The sequence below is a fragment of the Marinovum sp. J2-8 genome (genome assembly GCF_055808435.1).
Genome location: NZ_JBVVRZ010000003.1, coordinates 665,284 through 680,031 on the forward strand (window position 1 = coordinate 665,284; position 14,748 = coordinate 680,031).

Here is a 14,748-nt window from a genome sequence, read left to right on the forward strand (position 1 = left end):
CCGCGCCATAGCTCAGGCCGCCGGAACGGCGGTGCCGGCGGTGTCGCCCAGCCCGGTTTTGCGTGCCTTGGCCGAGGCCAGCGTGTCGCGCAGTTCCTTTTCCATCTTCTTCAGTTCGGCCTCTGCGGCTGCACGGCGGGCTTTGCCCTCGTCCGCGATTTGCAGGCTTTCCTCGATGGTGCCAACCAGATCGGCGTTTGCCTGTTTCACCGCCTCGATGTCGAACACGCCACGTTCCATTTCTTCGCGGATCATCTTGTTGCTGTCGCGCAGGTTCTTGGCATTGGCAGTCAGCAATTCATTGGTCAGATCATTGGCGTCACGCACCGCCGCTGCCGCTTCGGCGCTGCGCTGGATCGTCACGGCCTGGGCCAATTGGGTTTCCCACAGCGGCACGGTGTTGACCAAGGTCGAATTGATCTTGGTCACCAGCGATTTGTCGTTTTCCTGCACCAATCGGATCGAGGGCAGCGATTGCATGGTCACCTGACGGGTGAGTTTGAGGTCATGAACACGGCGTTCCAGGTCATCGCGTGCGGCACGCAGGTCGCGCAATTCCTGTGCCTCCATCACCTGTTTGTCTTCCGGCGCGGCCTTCACCTCGGCCTCTTTGGCGGGAATGACCACGGTATCCAGCTCTTTCAGCTTCTCTTCACCGGCAGCGATATAAAGCGCCAGTTCGTCATAGAAGTTGAGCGTCTTTTCATAGAGCATATCGAGCGATTTGATGTCTTTCAGCAGTTTGTGCTCATGCTCCAGCAGATTGTCGGTCACCCGGTCGATCTGGCCCTGCACCTCTTCGAAGCGCGCGGTGAATTTGGCAAAGGGCGCGGCGCGGCCCAGAAGCTTTTCCCACCAGCTGCGTTCGCGGCGCACGTCCAGTTCGTTGACCGAAAAGCCGCGAATGGTGGTGACAATGCTGCGCAGGAAATCGCAGGCCGGGCCGACATCCTTGTTGCGGACATCAGCCAGCATCGCCTGAGAGATTTCCTGGAGCTCGGCCTGGGCGGCAGAGCCGAAAGCGACGATGGAATTGGTGTCCTCCATGTCGATCTCTTCCATCCGCTGGCGGATTTCGGTGCTGACAGTGGCGTCGGCCTGATCCAGGGACACGATCGCAGTCGCATCTACCGGTTCGGGCAGGACAACGGCACTTACTTCTTCAACCAGTGCCAGGGCTTCCTGGGCCTTCTCTCTTACGTTCTGCGACATGGGTCATCCTTCCCCGTTATGACATACCCGGCTCAGTCGAGCCGTACACCTTCGCGCTGCAACCTATCGCGCAGCACATCAATTTCCACCGTCAGATCACTGTTGCTGTCTTCCAGCAATTTGCGGGTCTTGGCGATGTAATTCTCTTCCAGATCGGTCAGCAGCATCAGGTAATCTGACTTTGCCGCGCTATCCCGGTTGCGGGCATAGATGTCGGCAAATTTGATTGTCGCATCCCGCGCGCCCATCAAATAGACGCCAAGGAACTTGCGCGAGGCGGTCAGATCACGCGGATCTTCCTCGACCGTGCGCAACATTTCGCGCACCGATTGCTGAAACCGTTCGACGCGGGCCTCCATCCGTGGATCCTGGGCGCGGCGAATGGCGGATTTCATTGCGTCCAGGTGGGCCTCGGCCTCGTCGATGACGCGGGCCACACGATCCTGTTGGAACTCGTCCACACCTTCCAGTGACTTGTTGCGCAGCGGGTCGGGGCCAAATGCGGTCATATGCAGCGCCGCGCCGATCACACCATAAAGCGCCGCCGCCGCAAGGCCGGTGTCCTGTGACAAACCCGCCAAAACAGTGCCGCCGCCGATCAGAAGCGATCCGATGATCTTGCGCGGCAGGGCAGGGCGGCGCGCCACCTTGCGCGAATGATAGGCCGATTCGGCTTTTAACCCCTCTCGGGTCAACCAGGCCGCCAAGGTCCAAGTCCCGGCCCCGGCAAGCCCAAGCGCCAGCGATTCCGGCCCGGACCCGAAGGACATGAAGGCCAGGATCACACCGGGCACAAACAACAGGTTCGACCGCGCGCCGGTGGGGGACACCGTCACCTTCAGCGGGCGGGCATCGTAATCGCGGTCATTCTTGCCAGCGGGGCTAAAGGTGCCGCCAAATCTCTGCGCCATTACTCTGCCCCCAGCCAGCCGGTTGCCACGCCGGTCATCATCGCAAACAGGCAGATATAGGCCACTTTCTGAACCCCGTTCAGCTTGCCCGAACGGGCGTTGTCGCCGGTGGACCAGACCGCCACCGCAATCGCCCCAACCGTGACCACAACCGCAGCCAGCACCAACAGCATGACAAACCGGATCATGCGATCCCCCTCTCGCTTACGCGTTCAAGATAGGTGATGTGCCCTGTCATCGCTAGTGCCGAGCTGTGGTGCGGCGTTCGGAATTCAATTTGCGGGTGTAGCCCGATTGAATGATTTCGACCGCAAACAGCACCACAACCGAGAAATAGAATGTGGTCTTGGACATCGGGATGACTTCGTAGCCAAACAGCTTCAGCGCCAGCGTATCGTCATGCATGGCATGGGCGGCGGCCTGACCGGCCTCGCCCAGCAGGACAACACCGACGATCAACAGGATGAACAGGCCGAGAACCTCGTACATGCGGTTTTTCTCAAGAAACCGCGTGACCCCATCCGCCAGCAGCAGCATGGCCAGCCCGGACAGGATGATCGCAGTGGCCAGCACGATAAAGACATCCGTGATCGCAATCGCCGACAGCACCGAATCAAAGGAAAAGATCAGGTTCATCAACACAATCATCGCAATCACCTGAGCGGCGGATTTGCCGGATTTGCCTTCAACATCGGTATGCAGATCCTCAATCGACAGCATGTGGCCGATTTCCTTGACCGCGGTATAGATGATGAACACGCCGCCGATGATGAACACCAGCGTGGCAAAATTGATCCCGCCGGTCAGCACGCCTTCCCAATTGGCGATCCAGAAGGGTTCCGACAGCGCATCAATCAGCCGGATCATGACGAACAACAGCACCACCCGTAGGGCGACCGCAATGATAATGCCCCAATACCGCACCGCTTTCTGGTGCGCGACGGGCGCGCGTTGGCTCTCGATAGAGATATAGAGCAGGTTGTCGAACCCCAGCACCGCCTGCAAAAAGCACAGCATTACCAGATTGCCCAGGTTTTCGATGGTCAGAAGATCGGCCATGTTCCTGAAATCCCCTTAAAAATAACGTTGCCTCTGCATAGCGCAGATGTTCATGAAAAAACAACGACAGGCAGGGGGAAAATGCCGGTGGCGACCTCAACTATTGCGGTTGCGGCGGGTGCGCTGAGGTTTTGGGCGATCTGGCTGCGCGCCTTCCAATCCCAATTGGTCCCGCATCACGCGGCGGCGCACTTCTTCGACCTCGCCGGGTTTGAGCTGACCCAACTGGAACGGACCGTAAGAGATTCGGATCAGGCGGTTCACGCTGAGGCCCAGGCTTTCCATCGCGCGGCGGATTTCGCGGTTCTTGCCTTCACGCAGCCCCACGGTCAGCCAGGCATTGGCGCCCTGTTGGCGGTCCAACGTGACAATCATCGGCAGATAATCGGTGCCATCCACATGGGTGCCCTTGCGCAGGGGTTCCAGCATGGCGTCGCTGGGCCAGGCCTTTGATCCGCACGCGGTAGCGGCGCAACCAACCGGTCGAGGGCAGTTCCATCCGGCGCTTGATGCCGCCGTCATTGGTCAGCAGCAACAAACCTTCGGAGTTGAGGTCAAGCCGCCCGACGCTCATCACGCGTGGCATCTCTTCGGGCAGTTCGTCGAAGATGGTCGCACGGCCCTGTTCGTCCTTGTGGGTTGTCACCGCCGGCAGGCTTGTGATACAGCCAAAGCCGTTCCGGTTCCGGCGCATCCAGTGGCTTGCCGTCGACCGCGATCTTGTCGGCATCGGTGACATTCAATGCGGCGCGTTCGATCACCTTGCCATTGACGCTGATGCGCCCGGCTTCGATCATGCGTTCCGCTTCGCGCCGCGAGGCAACACCGGCGCGGGCAAGGACTTTGGCGATACGGTCGCCTTCTGGAGTTTTCTGAGCCATGCCGCCAGCCTTAGAGCGTTGCAGATTGCCGTGCAAGCGGGCATGACAGGCCATGGTTTTTCGATCTCACATGGAGGCCGCCCTGAGCGAGGCACGCGCAGCGGCGGAACGCGGCGAAGTGCCGGTGGGCGCGGTGGTGGTCGCGCCCACCGGCGCGGTCGTGGCGCGGGCGGGCAATCGCACCCGCGAATTGTCTGATCCCACCGCCCATGCCGAGGTGCTGGCGATCCGGGCCGCCTGTGCGGCACTGGGGTCTGAACGTCTGGTCGGGCATGATCTTTATGTCACGTTGGAGCCTTGTGCGATCTGTGCGGGCACCATCGCGGCGGCGCGGATTGCGCGGCTTTATTTTGGGGCATCTGATCCGAAATCCGGGGGTGTGGCCCATGGCGCGCGGGTGTTTAGCCATGCGCAGGCGCATCACCAGCCGGAGATCTATGACGGCATCGGCGCGGATACAGCAGAGGCGCTGTTGAAATCATTCTTTGCGGGGCGGCGATGACGCGATTGATTCTGTTTCACAAACCCTTTGGGGTGCTCAGTCAATTCACCGACAAAGGCACCGAAGGGTCCACCCGCCCGACATTGTCGGCCTATATCGACGTGCCCAAGGTTTATGCCGCCGGGCGGCTCGATCGCGACAGCGAGGGGTTGTTGCTGTTGACCGATGATGGGCGTTTGCAGCATCGCATTGCCCATCCCAATGCCAAACAGCCCAAAACCTATTGGGTGCAGGTCGAGGGGATCCCGGATGAGCCTGCTTTGGACGCGCTGCGCAAGGGCGTGACGTTGAAAGATGGCCGCACAAGACCGGCCAAGATCCGGCGGATGGACGAACCCCGCCCGCTGTTTCCGCGCGACCCGCCGGTGCGGTTTCGCAAATCGGTGCCTGATTGCTGGTTGGAGATGACAATCACCGAAGGTCGCAATCGTCAGGTGCGGCGCATGACGGCGCATGTGGGGTATCCGACGTTGCGGTTGATCCGGGCGCAGATCGGGGAATGGCATCTGGGGGGATTGCGCCCCGGGGAATGGCGCGACGGTTGATCTTTGGTGTCGTCGCGCCACGGCGCGCCGACAGGGCGGGGGGCGTTGCCCCCCGCACCCCCCAGGATATTTGGAAACAGAAGAAGGTCAGGCGAGCCAGGCCATGGAAAACAGTGTCAGAATGCTGGTGTAGACCACGACCTGGGCAATTGCATCGGTGCGCACCCCATGGAGGAGCGCCAGCGAAAACGCCATTGCCCCGGCCGGGCCTGCGGCCCCCAACAGGAACAGCGCATATGCCGGATCATTGCCGGTGATCAGCCAGAGGCCGCCGCCGACCGCGATTGGAAATACCGCCAGTTTGATCAGGGTGAAGCTCGCCACCGTTCGGTCAACGCGGAATGGTGTGCTGGACAGGACCACCCCAAGCGCAAACAGGGCCAGGGGGGCGGCTGCCGCACCATTGAAATCAAGGAAGGTTTCTATTGGCCCCGGAATGGCGAAATCGCTGAGGCCAAAGGGAATGCCAAGCAGAATGGCGATCAACATCGGCGTGCGCGCCACGGTGCGAAACACCGTGCCCGGTGACACCCGGCCATATTCCATCAATTGCAGTGCAATCATCGCCCCGGCAAAGGTGACGATGGCATCCAGCGTGATCAGCGTGGTGACCGGCAAGACATTTTCGCGGCCATAGAGCAGCACGGAAATCGGCAGGACATACAGGGCATTGTTGGCGAAGATGCCGGAAAACGCCAGCAGCACCGATTTCACGTGCGCCGCGTTTGAACACCCGGTAGGCCAACCAGAACCCGAACCCATAGACCACGAATTCCGCCGCGAGGTAGATCAATGTCGGCACGGGCGCGAAATCGCGGATCGGGGCGCGGGCAATCACGCCAAACAGCATCAGCGGCAGAAAGACCGACATTGCGATGCGGTTGACCAATCGCGCGTCGTCTTCGCTGACCACGCCCATTCGTCCCATGACAAAGCCAAGCGCCATGATGGCAAACACCGGCAGGATCGGGTCCTGAAGGACGGCCAGGGTTTGCATGTGGTCCTAGACCCACTTGGCCATGGGCGGCAGAGACATCAGCACCGCATTGGCGTCATGCCCTGTGGTCAGGCCGAATTTGGTGCCGCGATCATAGACAAGGTTGTATTCGGCATAGAGCCCGCGATGGATCAGCTGGGTGTCCTTGTCGCCATCGTTGAACGCCATCACACGGCGCTTTTCCACCAGCGGCAGAAAGGCGGGCAGGAAGGCGCGGCCAATATCCTGGGTCAGGGCGAAATCCGCCGCCCAGTTGCCGGTGTTGCGGTCATCCATGAAGATGCCGCCAACCCCGCGTGCCCGACCGCGGTGCGGGATATAGAAATAGTCATCCGCCCAGGCCTTGAGCCGGGGATATTCTTCGATCCCATGCGGATCGAGATGGGCCTTTTGCACCGCATGAAAATGCGCGGTATCCGCGTCATATTCGATACAGGGGTTCAGATCCGATCCGCCGCCGAACCACCAGCCATGCGGGGTCCAGAACATGCGGGTGTTCATGTGCACGGCCGGCACATGCGGGTTGCGCATATGGGCGACCAACGAGATGCCCGAAGCCCAGAAGCGTGGGTCTTCTTTCATGCCCGCCAGCCCCTTGCGCGCGGCCATTGCGTTTTGCGCCGCTTCGCCAAGCTGGCCATAGACGGTCGAGATATTGACCCCGACCTTTTCGAACACCCGACCGCCCCGCATGACGCTCATCAACCCGCCACCGGCGTCCGATCCATCATCAGAGCTGCGTTTGGTTTCACTGACCTCGAATTGACCGGGGGCCATATCCGCGAAGGGGCCGGTGTCATGGCTGGCCTCCAGCGCTTCGAAGGCCGCAACAATGTTGTCGCGCAGGTCGCGGAACCAGGAGGAGGCCGTCTGTTTTTCTGTTGTGAAATCCATGGATATGACCCGTCTCCTTTGTGGGTATCGCGGCAAGGGTTCTTTGCCTGCCTGCGCGGCAAAGCGCAACCATCTGCGCGCGCCGGTTTTCCGGGCGGCTTGCCCGAGTTCCTGACCTGCGTTTCTGATCTGCGTTTTTGTCTGTGGTTAATGCGCGGGCGAGGTCACGGGATCCAGCAGCGTGCGCCCGCCATCCACCGTCATGATCTGGCCGGTGACAAATCCCGCGCCGTCCGAGGCAAGGAATTGCGCGGCTTCGGCCAGCTCGCCGGGGCTGGCGATCCGGCCCAGGGGGGTGTGCCCTTCGATATCGGCGCGAAATTCCTTGTGTTCCTTCAACGCGCCTTTCAGGCTGGCCGACATGACAGAGCCAAAAGAAACCGCATTGACCCGAATGCGGTGCGGCGCAAAGGCCACGGCAAGCGACCGGGTCATCTGATCCAATGCGGCGGTAGAGACCGAATAGGCCAAAAGATCCGGGTGGGTGCGGCGCGCAGCAATCGACGACATGTTGATGATCGAGCCCAACTGACCGCTTTCCTGATTTTCGCCCTGTTTGATCATGCGCTTTGCCACCAGTTGCGACAGGCGCAGCGCCGTCATCAGGTTCTGTTGCAACAGGGTCTCGACCGATGTGTCCTCCATATCCAATGGATCAGAGGGCAGGATCTGGCGGCTGCCATTGATCAGGATGTCCACGCGATCAAAGGCATCGAGTGCGGCCGACAACAGATTGGCCTGTGTCAGCCGTTCCCGCAGGTCACCAGCGAAATATCGTGCCGGCCCATCTTCGGCGGTGCCGTCCAGTTCGTCCGCCAGCCGGGTTTCATCCATATCGGCAAAAACGACATTCGCGCCCTTGCTGATGAAATGCCGCCCAATGGCCAGGCCGATGCCGTTGGCCGCCCCGGTGACAATCGCGGTTTTGCCTTCGATCGAGAAACCCATCTGTCGCTCCTGATATTCTAGGCGTGAAATCCTAGACCTGATTCATTTGACTTGATTCTCTAGAGGGAGCCTAGCGCGGCTTACCCCTTGCGGCGAGAGGGCCGCTGCGCCGACAGGATTTTGAACTTGCTGTTGCCTGCGATTTCCTCAACCTGCCCAAATCCGGCCTGAAGCGCGGCCTCATAAGGCAGGTGGCGGTTGGCGACAAGGCGCAATTGCCCAGAGGGGCGCAGGATGCGGCGGGCGGTGGCGATGAACGCCTGTCCCAATTCCGGCGCGCCCTTGCGTCCCTGATGAAAGGGCGGGTTCATCAAGACGGTATCAAATTGGACGGGCGGGGCCCATCGGGTCACATCGGCCCAGTGGAACCGCGCGCGCGGATCGGGAACGTTGATGCGCGCACAGTCCAGCGCGACGGCGTCACTTTCCACCAGGTGCAGCTCTTCGATCAGGCCGTCCTGCAACGCCTGTGCGGCCAGAAACCCCCAGCCTGCGCCAAGATCGGCAACAAGGCGTCCGGGTTTCGGAGGCAAGTTGCGGGCCAGCAGATCCGACGCCGGATCAATCCCATCGGCGGAAAAGACGCCGGGGCGGGTGGTAAAGCCATCGACCAGTTTTACCGTGGCTTGCCAATCCGCAAAGGCCGGTGCGGCGTTGAACCAGAACGCACGGCCATGCGCCTTGGTCATCTGTCCGGTCACCTCGACCCGCGCGCGGCAGGCCTTGAACATTGTGTCGATCCCGTCGGTCTTCTGGCCATCCACCAGGATCACGCCATCCGGGCAGGCGGCAACCGCATCGGCCAGCATGGCCTGTGCTGCGGCCTTGGCGCGGGGCATGAATATCACGGCGGCGGCAATTGGGCCGTCTGCCGTGGTCCGGCAGTCAAACCCGGGGCGCGCGCCATGGGTCACCGCATCGCGGCTGATGATCTGGACACGATGTGCGGGCAGGGCCGACAGGTCGCTGTCGGGCGTGGGTTCGAAAACCGCAATTGTGCCCTCATCGGGCAGCGCAGCCTGAGACAGCGCAAGGGACAGACGGGACTGGGCCATCGGGGGCGGCGCGGGCGCCTATTCCTTTTCCATCGTGCATTGCAGCGGATGTTGATGGCGGCGGGCGAAATCCATCACCTGGGCCACCTTGGTTTCGGCAATCTCATGGCTGAAAACGCCAACGACAGCGACGCCCTTCTTGTGGACGGTCAGCATGATTTCGAAGGCCTGGGCATGGTTGAGACCAAAAAACCGCTCCAGCACATGCACCACAAATTCCATCGGGGTATAGTCGTCGTTCAGCAACAGGACCTTGTAAAGCGGCGGGCGCTTGGTCTTGGGACGCGTTTCGACCACGACGCCACTATCGGTGCCGTCTTTCTTGTCGCCTTGCGACAGGATCGGATCTGCCAGGATGAGGGGGGCATTGGTCATCTTGGGTGGGTCGGCTCCAGCTGAGGTACGCATCCGTCGGGAGCCATGTATATAACGCGATTGGCCTCATAGAAAAGAGGGGCTGACATGCATTTCACCAATTCGCTGTGGAATCTCTGTTTCGCGGATCGCGCCCTGGGTGAGTTGGGTTGGCCACATTGTTGCCACAATCGCCGGTTTAGCGGTGGCGCGCTTGTCGTGCCCAATATCTGGTTTCCTTAGTCCGGACTTTATTGGAATTTCCAGTAAACTTAAGGGTTTAAAGAATTAAGCTCATATGGTAGGCTAGCCTTAATCAAAAATAAAATAAGCTGACCAGAATACTGGCGGCACGAGGCAGAAGGCAGTTTATCGTGAAGGTCCGAAATGTGGATTTGGCCCGTTTGGGCGTAGTCGTACTTGCGTTATTGTGGCTGTGTGTGGTTCTTCCGCTCAGTGTGGCGGCGGCACCCTATGCGGCGATGGTCATGGATGCCCGATCGGGCAAGGTTGTACATTCCGAAAATGCCAACACGCGGCTGCATCCTGCGTCGCTGACCAAGATGATGACGCTCTATATCGCGTTTGAAGCGGTGCAGAACGGCGAAATCTCGATGGACACGATGGTCAAGATTTCGTCCAAAGCGGCGTCGGAACCACCCTCGAAACTGGGGTTGCGGGCCGGGCAAAGCATCAAGCTTCGGTATCTGGTGCGGGCGGCAGCGGTCAAATCCGCAAATGATTTTGCCACCGCCATCGCCGAAGCGATTTCCGGGTCTGAGGCGGCTTTTGCCCAACGGATGAACCGCACCGCAAAGGCCATGGGCATGACGCGCACGACGTTCAAGAACGCGCATGGATTGACCCAGGAGGGTCACCTGAGCACCGCGCGGGACATGACCGTTCTGGGGCGGCACATGATTTACGATTACCCCATGTATTACAACCTGTTCTCGCGCAAAACGGTCGATGCCGGCGTGCGCAGTGTGTCCCATACCAACAGCCGCATGTTGAGCAGCTATAAAGGGGCCGACGGGATCAAGACCGGCTACACGCGTGCAGCCGGTTTTAACCTTGTTGCATCGGCGGAACGCGGGCGTGAACGGGTGATTGCCACGGTGTTTGGCGGCCGCTCCACCACGACGCGCAACGCACGGGTCGCTGAACTGCTGGACCTTGGGTTCAAACGTGCGCCCACCCATGTCGCTTTGGCCCGCCCGAAAAAACCGCGCTATTATGGCAATAAAGGTTTGATTTCGAATGGCGGGGATACGGCGATTGCCTCGACCGCGCCGGTCGGCGGCGGTAAGCCTGCTGCGGGCAAGACCATTGCGGTCAAATTGGCGGTGCTGACAAGCCCACGTCCCAAAATGCGTCCTGGCGCCACCTCCAAAATGCCGGAAGCGGCTGTTGTTGCCGCGATGCAAGAGGGGATCGCCGACGCCATGGCCGAGGTCACAGCCGAAAAGATTGCTCAGGCCTCGTTGGCGGATGTGGCACCGGCCGCAAGCGCCACGACCCCGGAGATCCGCCCGACCATTCGTCCGGCCGCACGCCCGAATGGTGTGGTTCTGGCCAGCGCCGGGGCGATCAAACCGGCCGCGCCGGACCCCATTGTGCGTGAGCAAGTGCAGGAAATCATCACCCGTGTTTCCACATCCGGCGGTCGCCATTGGGGCATCAATGTCGGGCGCTACGGGTCGCATTTTGCGGCGGAAAAGGTGTTGTTGAAAACCGCCCTGACCGAAATGTCGACATTGGACGGCGCATTGCGCAAAGTGGCCAAACGCAAGAATGGATTTGACGCCAATTTCATGGGGTTGACGCGTGAAACTGCGGATCTGGCCTGTCGTCGGTTACAGTCGCGCAATATCTCCTGTTTCATGATCGGACCGTCCTGAACGACCTCCTGACCGGCACCATGACGCAGCCCCGCGAAACCATACGGAACGGGGCTGTGAGTAACAGGAAAAATCGTTCACTGTCAGAGGGTAATCACAATACCTGAAGGTGATGGTTCGGCGATCGCCGACCCGGGGTGCGGGCAGGGCACATCCAGGACAAAATGCGCCTAAAATCGGCGCTCGGCGCTATCCATATCGAACATAAAATTGACCGAGATCGGTATAAATTGGCCGGTGCTTGTCTAAACCGGACATTCTGGCCAATTTACCCACAATGCCCGATTTTCCCCCGCGTAGCGGTCAGAGCCAGCGTTTCAGATCGGTTCCCACCGCGTCGCTGACCGATGAAACCCCATCGCGCTGCAAAAGCTCGTCCAAACCGCGGGCGATCTCACCCGCCAGGGACAATCCGCCATACACCAACGCGGTATAGAGCTGCACCGCAGATGCCCCTGCTTTGATCTTGGCATAGGCCTGTTCGGCGCTGGAAATCCCGCCGACCCCGATCAAGGGGATTTTGCCGTCGGTTTCCACATAGAGCCGGGCCAGAACGCGGGTGGATTTCTCAAACAACGGCGCGCCGGACAATCCGCCGGCTTCTTGTCGATGGTCAGATGCCAGCCCCTCACGATCCAGGGTCGTATTGGTGGCAATGATGCCGTCGATCCCGGATTCTTGCGCCACCCCCGCGATGTCGCTCAGGGCCGGGGCATCCAGATCCGGCGCGATTTTCAGAAACACCGGGATCTTGCGGTCCAGATCGTCCCGCACCTGCATCACACCGGCCAGCAGCGCCAGCAGCGCCTCGGGGCCTTGAAGGTCACGCAGGCGTTCGGTGTTGGGCGAGCTGACATTGACAGTTGCGAAGTCAAGATGCGGCCCGCAGGCCGCCAACACCCGCGCGAAATCGGCGGACCGGTCTTCGCTGGTCTTGTTGGCGCCAAGGTTCAGGCCGATCACTGCATCGCTCGGACGTTGTGCCAGCCGCGCGGCAATCGCGGTCATACCGTCATTGTTGAACCCGAAACGGTTGATCGCGGCGCGATCCTCGGTCAGGCGAAACAATCGCGGGCGCGGGTTGCCGGGCTGTGGCAGGGGCGTGGCGGCGCCCACTTCGACAAAGCCGAATCCGGCGCGTGACAGCCCGTTCAGGGCGGTGGCGTTCTTGTCGAACCCGGCCGCAAGCCCGACGGGATTGGCCAGTGACAAACCGGCAACTTCGGTCTGCAATCGTGGTGATGTCACGACCCCCGCTGCTGGGGCCAGCCCCCATTGCAACGCCTTGATCGCCAAACCATGGGCGGTTTCGGGATCAACCCGATAAAGCGCCTTCAGCCCCAGTTGTTCCAGAAATGTCATTGCAGATCCTCGGGAAAGACATGGCCATCACCACCCCAGGGCAGATCCCGCTGCCACAGCACATCGGCAATTCGCAGATTGCGGTACAGATGGGGAAACAGGGCACCGCCGCGCGAAGGCTCCCATTTTATGTCATCGGCCAGGGCATCGGTATCACAGGCCAACAGCACGAGACCGGTCTCGCCAGCGAAATGCTTGGCTGCGGTTTCCTGCACCTGTTTGGCGGTGGAAAAATGCACATAGCCATCGGTGACATCCACCGGCGCACCAGTGGTTTCCCCGTTTTGCTTCAGCTCTGCCCACTCCGGGGCGCGGAATATCTTGTATATCAGCATATGCGTTGCTTGCCGTGCCGCTGTTCCGGGGTCAAGAGGGCATCAGGGTCATGCGCATGTCGCAAATTTTGGCCATCACATGTCAGAGGCTGCTTCGGGGTGGCTGGCTGCGCCGGTTTGCGCCGGGTTTGCTTTGACAAGCAACCAATCCCGATGCAGCATCACGACATAAATTCAACTGAGAGGTTTCCCATGTCTGTGCGTCTTATGACCAGCGCTGCTGCCCTTGCCCTGACGGCGGGTGTGGCCAGTGCCGACTATTCACTGACTGTCCTGCACACCAACGACTTTCATGCGCGGTTTGAATCGGTCAGCAAATATGATGGCCCCTGTTCCGCCGAAGATGACGCCGAAGGCAAGTGTTTCGGCAGCTCTGCCCGTTTGATGACCGCAATCAACGAAGCCAAGGCGCGGTCCAACAACTGGGTTCTTGTGGACGGCGGTGACCAATTCCAGGGCTCGCTGTTCTATACCTATTACAAGGGCAAACTGGCCGCCGAAATGATGAACCAGATGGGTTATACCGCGATGACCGTGGGCAACCACGAATTCGATGACGGCCCAGAGGTTCTGCGCGGCTTCATGGATGCAATTGATTTCCCGATTCTGATGTCGAACGCCGATGTCTCGGGCGAGCCATTGCTGGCCGGCGAGCTGATGAAATCGACCGTGATCGAGCAGGGCGGTGAAAAGATCGGCTTTATCGGCCTGACGCCACAAAACACCGACGAGCTGGCGAGCCCGGGCAAAAACATCATCTTCACCCCGCCCGCCGATGCGGTTCAGGGCGAGGTCGACAAGCTGAGCGAAATGGGCGTGAACAAGATCATCGTTCTGTCGCATTCCGGCTATGCGGTGGACCAGGATGTTGCTGCCAATACCACCGGGGTTGATGTGATTGTCGGTGGCCACTCGAACACCTATCTGGCCAATAATGATGACAATGCGGATGGTCCTTATCCAACTGTCGTCAATGGCGTTCAGATCGTGCAGGCCTATGCCTATGGCAAATATCTGGGTGAATTGAACGTGACCTTCGACGACGAAGGCAACGTGACCGAAGCATCAGGCAACCCTGTGCTGGTCGACGCGGCGATTCTGGCGGACGAAGCCGTGGCCGCACGCATTGCCGAAGCCGCCAAACCGCTGGAAGAGATCCGCAACCGGGTCGTGGCCGAAGCCGCGGAACTGATCGAAGGTGACCGGTCGGTGTGTCGCGCGATGGAATGTTCGATGGGCAACCTGATTGCCGACGCCATGCTGGATCGCGTTGCCGATCAGGGTATCCAGATCGCCATTGCCAACAGCGGCGGCATCCGTGCCTCGATTGACGCGGGCGAAGTGACCATGGGCGAGGTCCTGACCGTTCTGCCATTCCAGAACACGCTGTCGACCTTTCAGGTGACCGGCGCAACCATGCTGGAGGCGCTGGAAAATGGCGTCAGCCAGATCGAAGAGGGCGCCGGTCGTTTCCCGCAGGTCGCGGGGATGAGCTTTGCCTTTGACGCGTCGATGCCCGCAGGCGAACGTGTGTCCGACGTGATGGTTGGCGGTTCCCCGATCGAGGCCGAAACGGTCTATGGTGTGGTGTCGAACAACTATGTGCGCAACGGCGGTGACGGCTACAAGATGTTCGTCGATGCCATGAATGCCTATGACTATGGCCCGGATCTGGCCGATGTGACGGCGGAATATCTGGCGGCGCAAGGTCCGTTCATGCCCTATACCGACGGCCGTATTTCGGCGAAATAAATATGCCTTTGCGCGGCGCCGGGGTCCGGCGCCGCGTGTT

The 14,748-nt window shown here is 60.3% G+C and carries 15 protein-coding genes and 2 pseudogenes; 4 read left to right on the forward strand and 13 right to left on the reverse strand.

The window, feature by feature from the left end; all coding sequences use genetic code 11:
• Positions 1 to 12 precede the first annotated feature (12 nt).
• From AC0L4F_RS12740 to AC0L4F_RS12760, 5 genes and pseudogenes are all read right to left on the reverse strand, one after another.
• Positions 13 to 1,212 (reverse strand): toxic anion resistance protein, encoded by a 1,200-nt coding sequence (locus AC0L4F_RS12740; protein WP_244688883.1) that lies wholly within the window; start codon positions 1,210 to 1,212, stop codon positions 13 to 15.
• 32 nt (positions 1,213 to 1,244) lie between these two features.
• Positions 1,245 to 2,123, reverse strand: a complete 879-nt coding sequence (locus tag AC0L4F_RS12745; protein WP_244688884.1) for a 5-bromo-4-chloroindolyl phosphate hydrolysis family protein — start codon at positions 2,121 to 2,123, stop codon at positions 1,245 to 1,247.
• Entirely contained in the window at positions 2,123 to 2,311 is a 189-nt protein-coding gene (locus AC0L4F_RS12750; RefSeq protein WP_244688885.1) for a hypothetical protein, read from the reverse strand. Before AC0L4F_RS12750 ends, AC0L4F_RS12745 begins: the two co-directional genes overlap by 1 nt.
• Before the next feature lie 52 nt (positions 2,312 to 2,363).
• A complete protein-coding gene (locus AC0L4F_RS12755; protein WP_244688886.1) occupies positions 2,364 to 3,182 on the reverse strand; it encodes a TerC family protein in 819 nt (272 codons plus the stop codon).
• A 96-nt stretch (positions 3,183 to 3,278) separates the two neighbouring features.
• A pseudogene (locus AC0L4F_RS12760) lies at positions 3,279 to 4,063 on the reverse strand (pseudouridine synthase).
• Positions 4,064 to 4,115: 52 nt separating this feature from the next.
• On the opposite strand from AC0L4F_RS12760, the gene AC0L4F_RS12765 reads away from it, so the two are divergent.
• Entirely contained in the window at positions 4,116 to 4,565 is a 450-nt protein-coding gene (locus AC0L4F_RS12765) for a nucleoside deaminase (protein WP_244688887.1), read from the forward strand.
• The gene (locus AC0L4F_RS12770; protein WP_244688888.1) at positions 4,562 to 5,110 is read left to right on the forward strand and encodes an rRNA large subunit pseudouridine synthase E; all 549 of its coding nucleotides are present in this window, start codon (positions 4,562 to 4,564) and stop codon (positions 5,108 to 5,110) included. The genes AC0L4F_RS12765 and AC0L4F_RS12770 overlap by 4 nt, the downstream gene beginning before the upstream one ends.
• 87 nt (positions 5,111 to 5,197) lie before the next feature.
• Here the strand turns inward: AC0L4F_RS12770 and AC0L4F_RS12775 are convergent, their stop codons facing one another.
• From AC0L4F_RS12775 to clpS, 6 genes and pseudogenes are all read right to left on the reverse strand, one after another.
• A complete protein-coding gene (locus AC0L4F_RS12775) occupies positions 5,198 to 5,824 on the reverse strand; it encodes an AEC family transporter (protein WP_244688889.1) in 627 nt (208 codons plus the stop codon).
• A gap of 55 nt (positions 5,825 to 5,879) precedes the next feature.
• Positions 5,880 to 6,107, reverse strand: a pseudogene (locus AC0L4F_RS12780) (AEC family transporter); the annotation flags it as partial.
• A 6-nt stretch (positions 6,108 to 6,113) separates the two neighbouring features.
• Positions 6,114 to 7,001, reverse strand: coding sequence for an oxygen-dependent coproporphyrinogen oxidase (hemF, locus tag AC0L4F_RS12785; protein ID WP_244688890.1), 888 nt, complete (start codon positions 6,999 to 7,001; stop codon positions 6,114 to 6,116).
• A gap of 147 nt (positions 7,002 to 7,148) precedes the next feature.
• A complete protein-coding gene (locus AC0L4F_RS12790; protein WP_244688891.1) occupies positions 7,149 to 7,949 on the reverse strand; it encodes an SDR family NAD(P)-dependent oxidoreductase in 801 nt (266 codons plus the stop codon).
• Positions 7,950 to 8,029: 80 nt separating this feature from the next.
• Positions 8,030 to 9,004 carry a class I SAM-dependent methyltransferase gene (locus AC0L4F_RS12795; RefSeq protein WP_244688892.1) on the reverse strand — a complete coding sequence of 325 codons (975 nt, stop codon included), beginning with the start codon at positions 9,002 to 9,004 and terminating at the stop codon, positions 8,030 to 8,032.
• Between the two features lie 18 nt (positions 9,005 to 9,022).
• Entirely contained in the window at positions 9,023 to 9,379 is a 357-nt protein-coding gene (clpS, locus tag AC0L4F_RS12800; protein WP_244688893.1) for an ATP-dependent Clp protease adapter ClpS, read from the reverse strand.
• Between the two features lie 353 nt (positions 9,380 to 9,732).
• Between clpS and AC0L4F_RS12805 the strand changes: the two genes are divergently transcribed.
• A complete protein-coding gene (locus AC0L4F_RS12805; protein WP_473446461.1) occupies positions 9,733 to 11,259 on the forward strand; it encodes a D-alanyl-D-alanine carboxypeptidase family protein in 1,527 nt (508 codons plus the stop codon).
• 303 nt (positions 11,260 to 11,562) lie between these two features.
• On the opposite strand, the gene AC0L4F_RS12810 is transcribed toward AC0L4F_RS12805, so the two are convergent.
• Both AC0L4F_RS12810 and AC0L4F_RS12815 read right to left on the reverse strand, forming a co-directional pair.
• A complete protein-coding gene (locus AC0L4F_RS12810) occupies positions 11,563 to 12,621 on the reverse strand; it encodes a quinone-dependent dihydroorotate dehydrogenase (protein WP_244688894.1) in 1,059 nt (352 codons plus the stop codon).
• Positions 12,618 to 12,956, reverse strand: coding sequence for a DUF952 domain-containing protein (locus tag AC0L4F_RS12815; protein ID WP_244688895.1), 339 nt, complete (start codon positions 12,954 to 12,956; stop codon positions 12,618 to 12,620). Before AC0L4F_RS12815 ends, AC0L4F_RS12810 begins: the two co-directional genes overlap by 4 nt.
• Positions 12,957 to 13,148: 192 nt before the next feature.
• On the opposite strand from AC0L4F_RS12815, the gene AC0L4F_RS12820 reads away from it, so the two are divergent.
• On the forward strand, positions 13,149 to 14,708 hold the full coding sequence (locus AC0L4F_RS12820; protein WP_244688896.1) for a bifunctional metallophosphatase/5'-nucleotidase: 1,560 nt from the start codon (positions 13,149 to 13,151) through the stop codon (positions 14,706 to 14,708).
• The last annotated feature ends 40 nt before the right edge of the window (positions 14,709 to 14,748 follow it).

What these genes read in the sequence shown, in the direction of transcription:
- AC0L4F_RS12740 (WP_244688883.1), bottom strand. Translation starts at nt 1,212, where the DNA reads ATGTCGCAGAACGTAAGAGAGAAGGCCCAGGAAGCCCTGGCACTGGTT.
- AC0L4F_RS12745 (WP_244688884.1), bottom strand. Translation starts at nt 2,123, where the DNA reads ATGGCGCAGAGATTTGGCGGCACCTTTAGCCCCGCTGGCAAGAATGAC.
- AC0L4F_RS12750 (WP_244688885.1), bottom strand. Translation starts at nt 2,311, where the DNA reads ATGATCCGGTTTGTCATGCTGTTGGTGCTGGCTGCGGTTGTGGTCACG.
- AC0L4F_RS12755 (WP_244688886.1), bottom strand. Translation starts at nt 3,182, where the DNA reads ATGGCCGATCTTCTGACCATCGAAAACCTGGGCAATCTGGTAATGCTG.
- AC0L4F_RS12765 (WP_244688887.1), top strand. Translation starts at nt 4,116, where the DNA reads ATGGTTTTTCGATCTCACATGGAGGCCGCCCTGAGCGAGGCACGCGCA.
- AC0L4F_RS12770 (WP_244688888.1), top strand. Translation starts at nt 4,562, where the DNA reads ATGACGCGATTGATTCTGTTTCACAAACCCTTTGGGGTGCTCAGTCAA.
- hemF (WP_244688890.1), bottom strand. Translation starts at nt 7,001, where the DNA reads ATGGATTTCACAACAGAAAAACAGACGGCCTCCTCCTGGTTCCGCGAC.
- AC0L4F_RS12790 (WP_244688891.1), bottom strand. Translation starts at nt 7,949, where the DNA reads ATGGGTTTCTCGATCGAAGGCAAAACCGCGATTGTCACCGGGGCGGCC.
- AC0L4F_RS12795 (WP_244688892.1), bottom strand. Translation starts at nt 9,004, where the DNA reads ATGGCCCAGTCCCGTCTGTCCCTTGCGCTGTCTCAGGCTGCGCTGCCC.
- clpS (WP_244688893.1), bottom strand. Translation starts at nt 9,379, where the DNA reads ATGACCAATGCCCCCCTCATCCTGGCAGATCCGATCCTGTCGCAAGGC.
- AC0L4F_RS12810 (WP_244688894.1), bottom strand. Translation starts at nt 12,621, where the DNA reads ATGACATTTCTGGAACAACTGGGGCTGAAGGCGCTTTATCGGGTTGAT.
- AC0L4F_RS12815 (WP_244688895.1), bottom strand. Translation starts at nt 12,956, where the DNA reads ATGCTGATATACAAGATATTCCGCGCCCCGGAGTGGGCAGAGCTGAAG.
- AC0L4F_RS12820 (WP_244688896.1), top strand. Translation starts at nt 13,149, where the DNA reads ATGTCTGTGCGTCTTATGACCAGCGCTGCTGCCCTTGCCCTGACGGCG.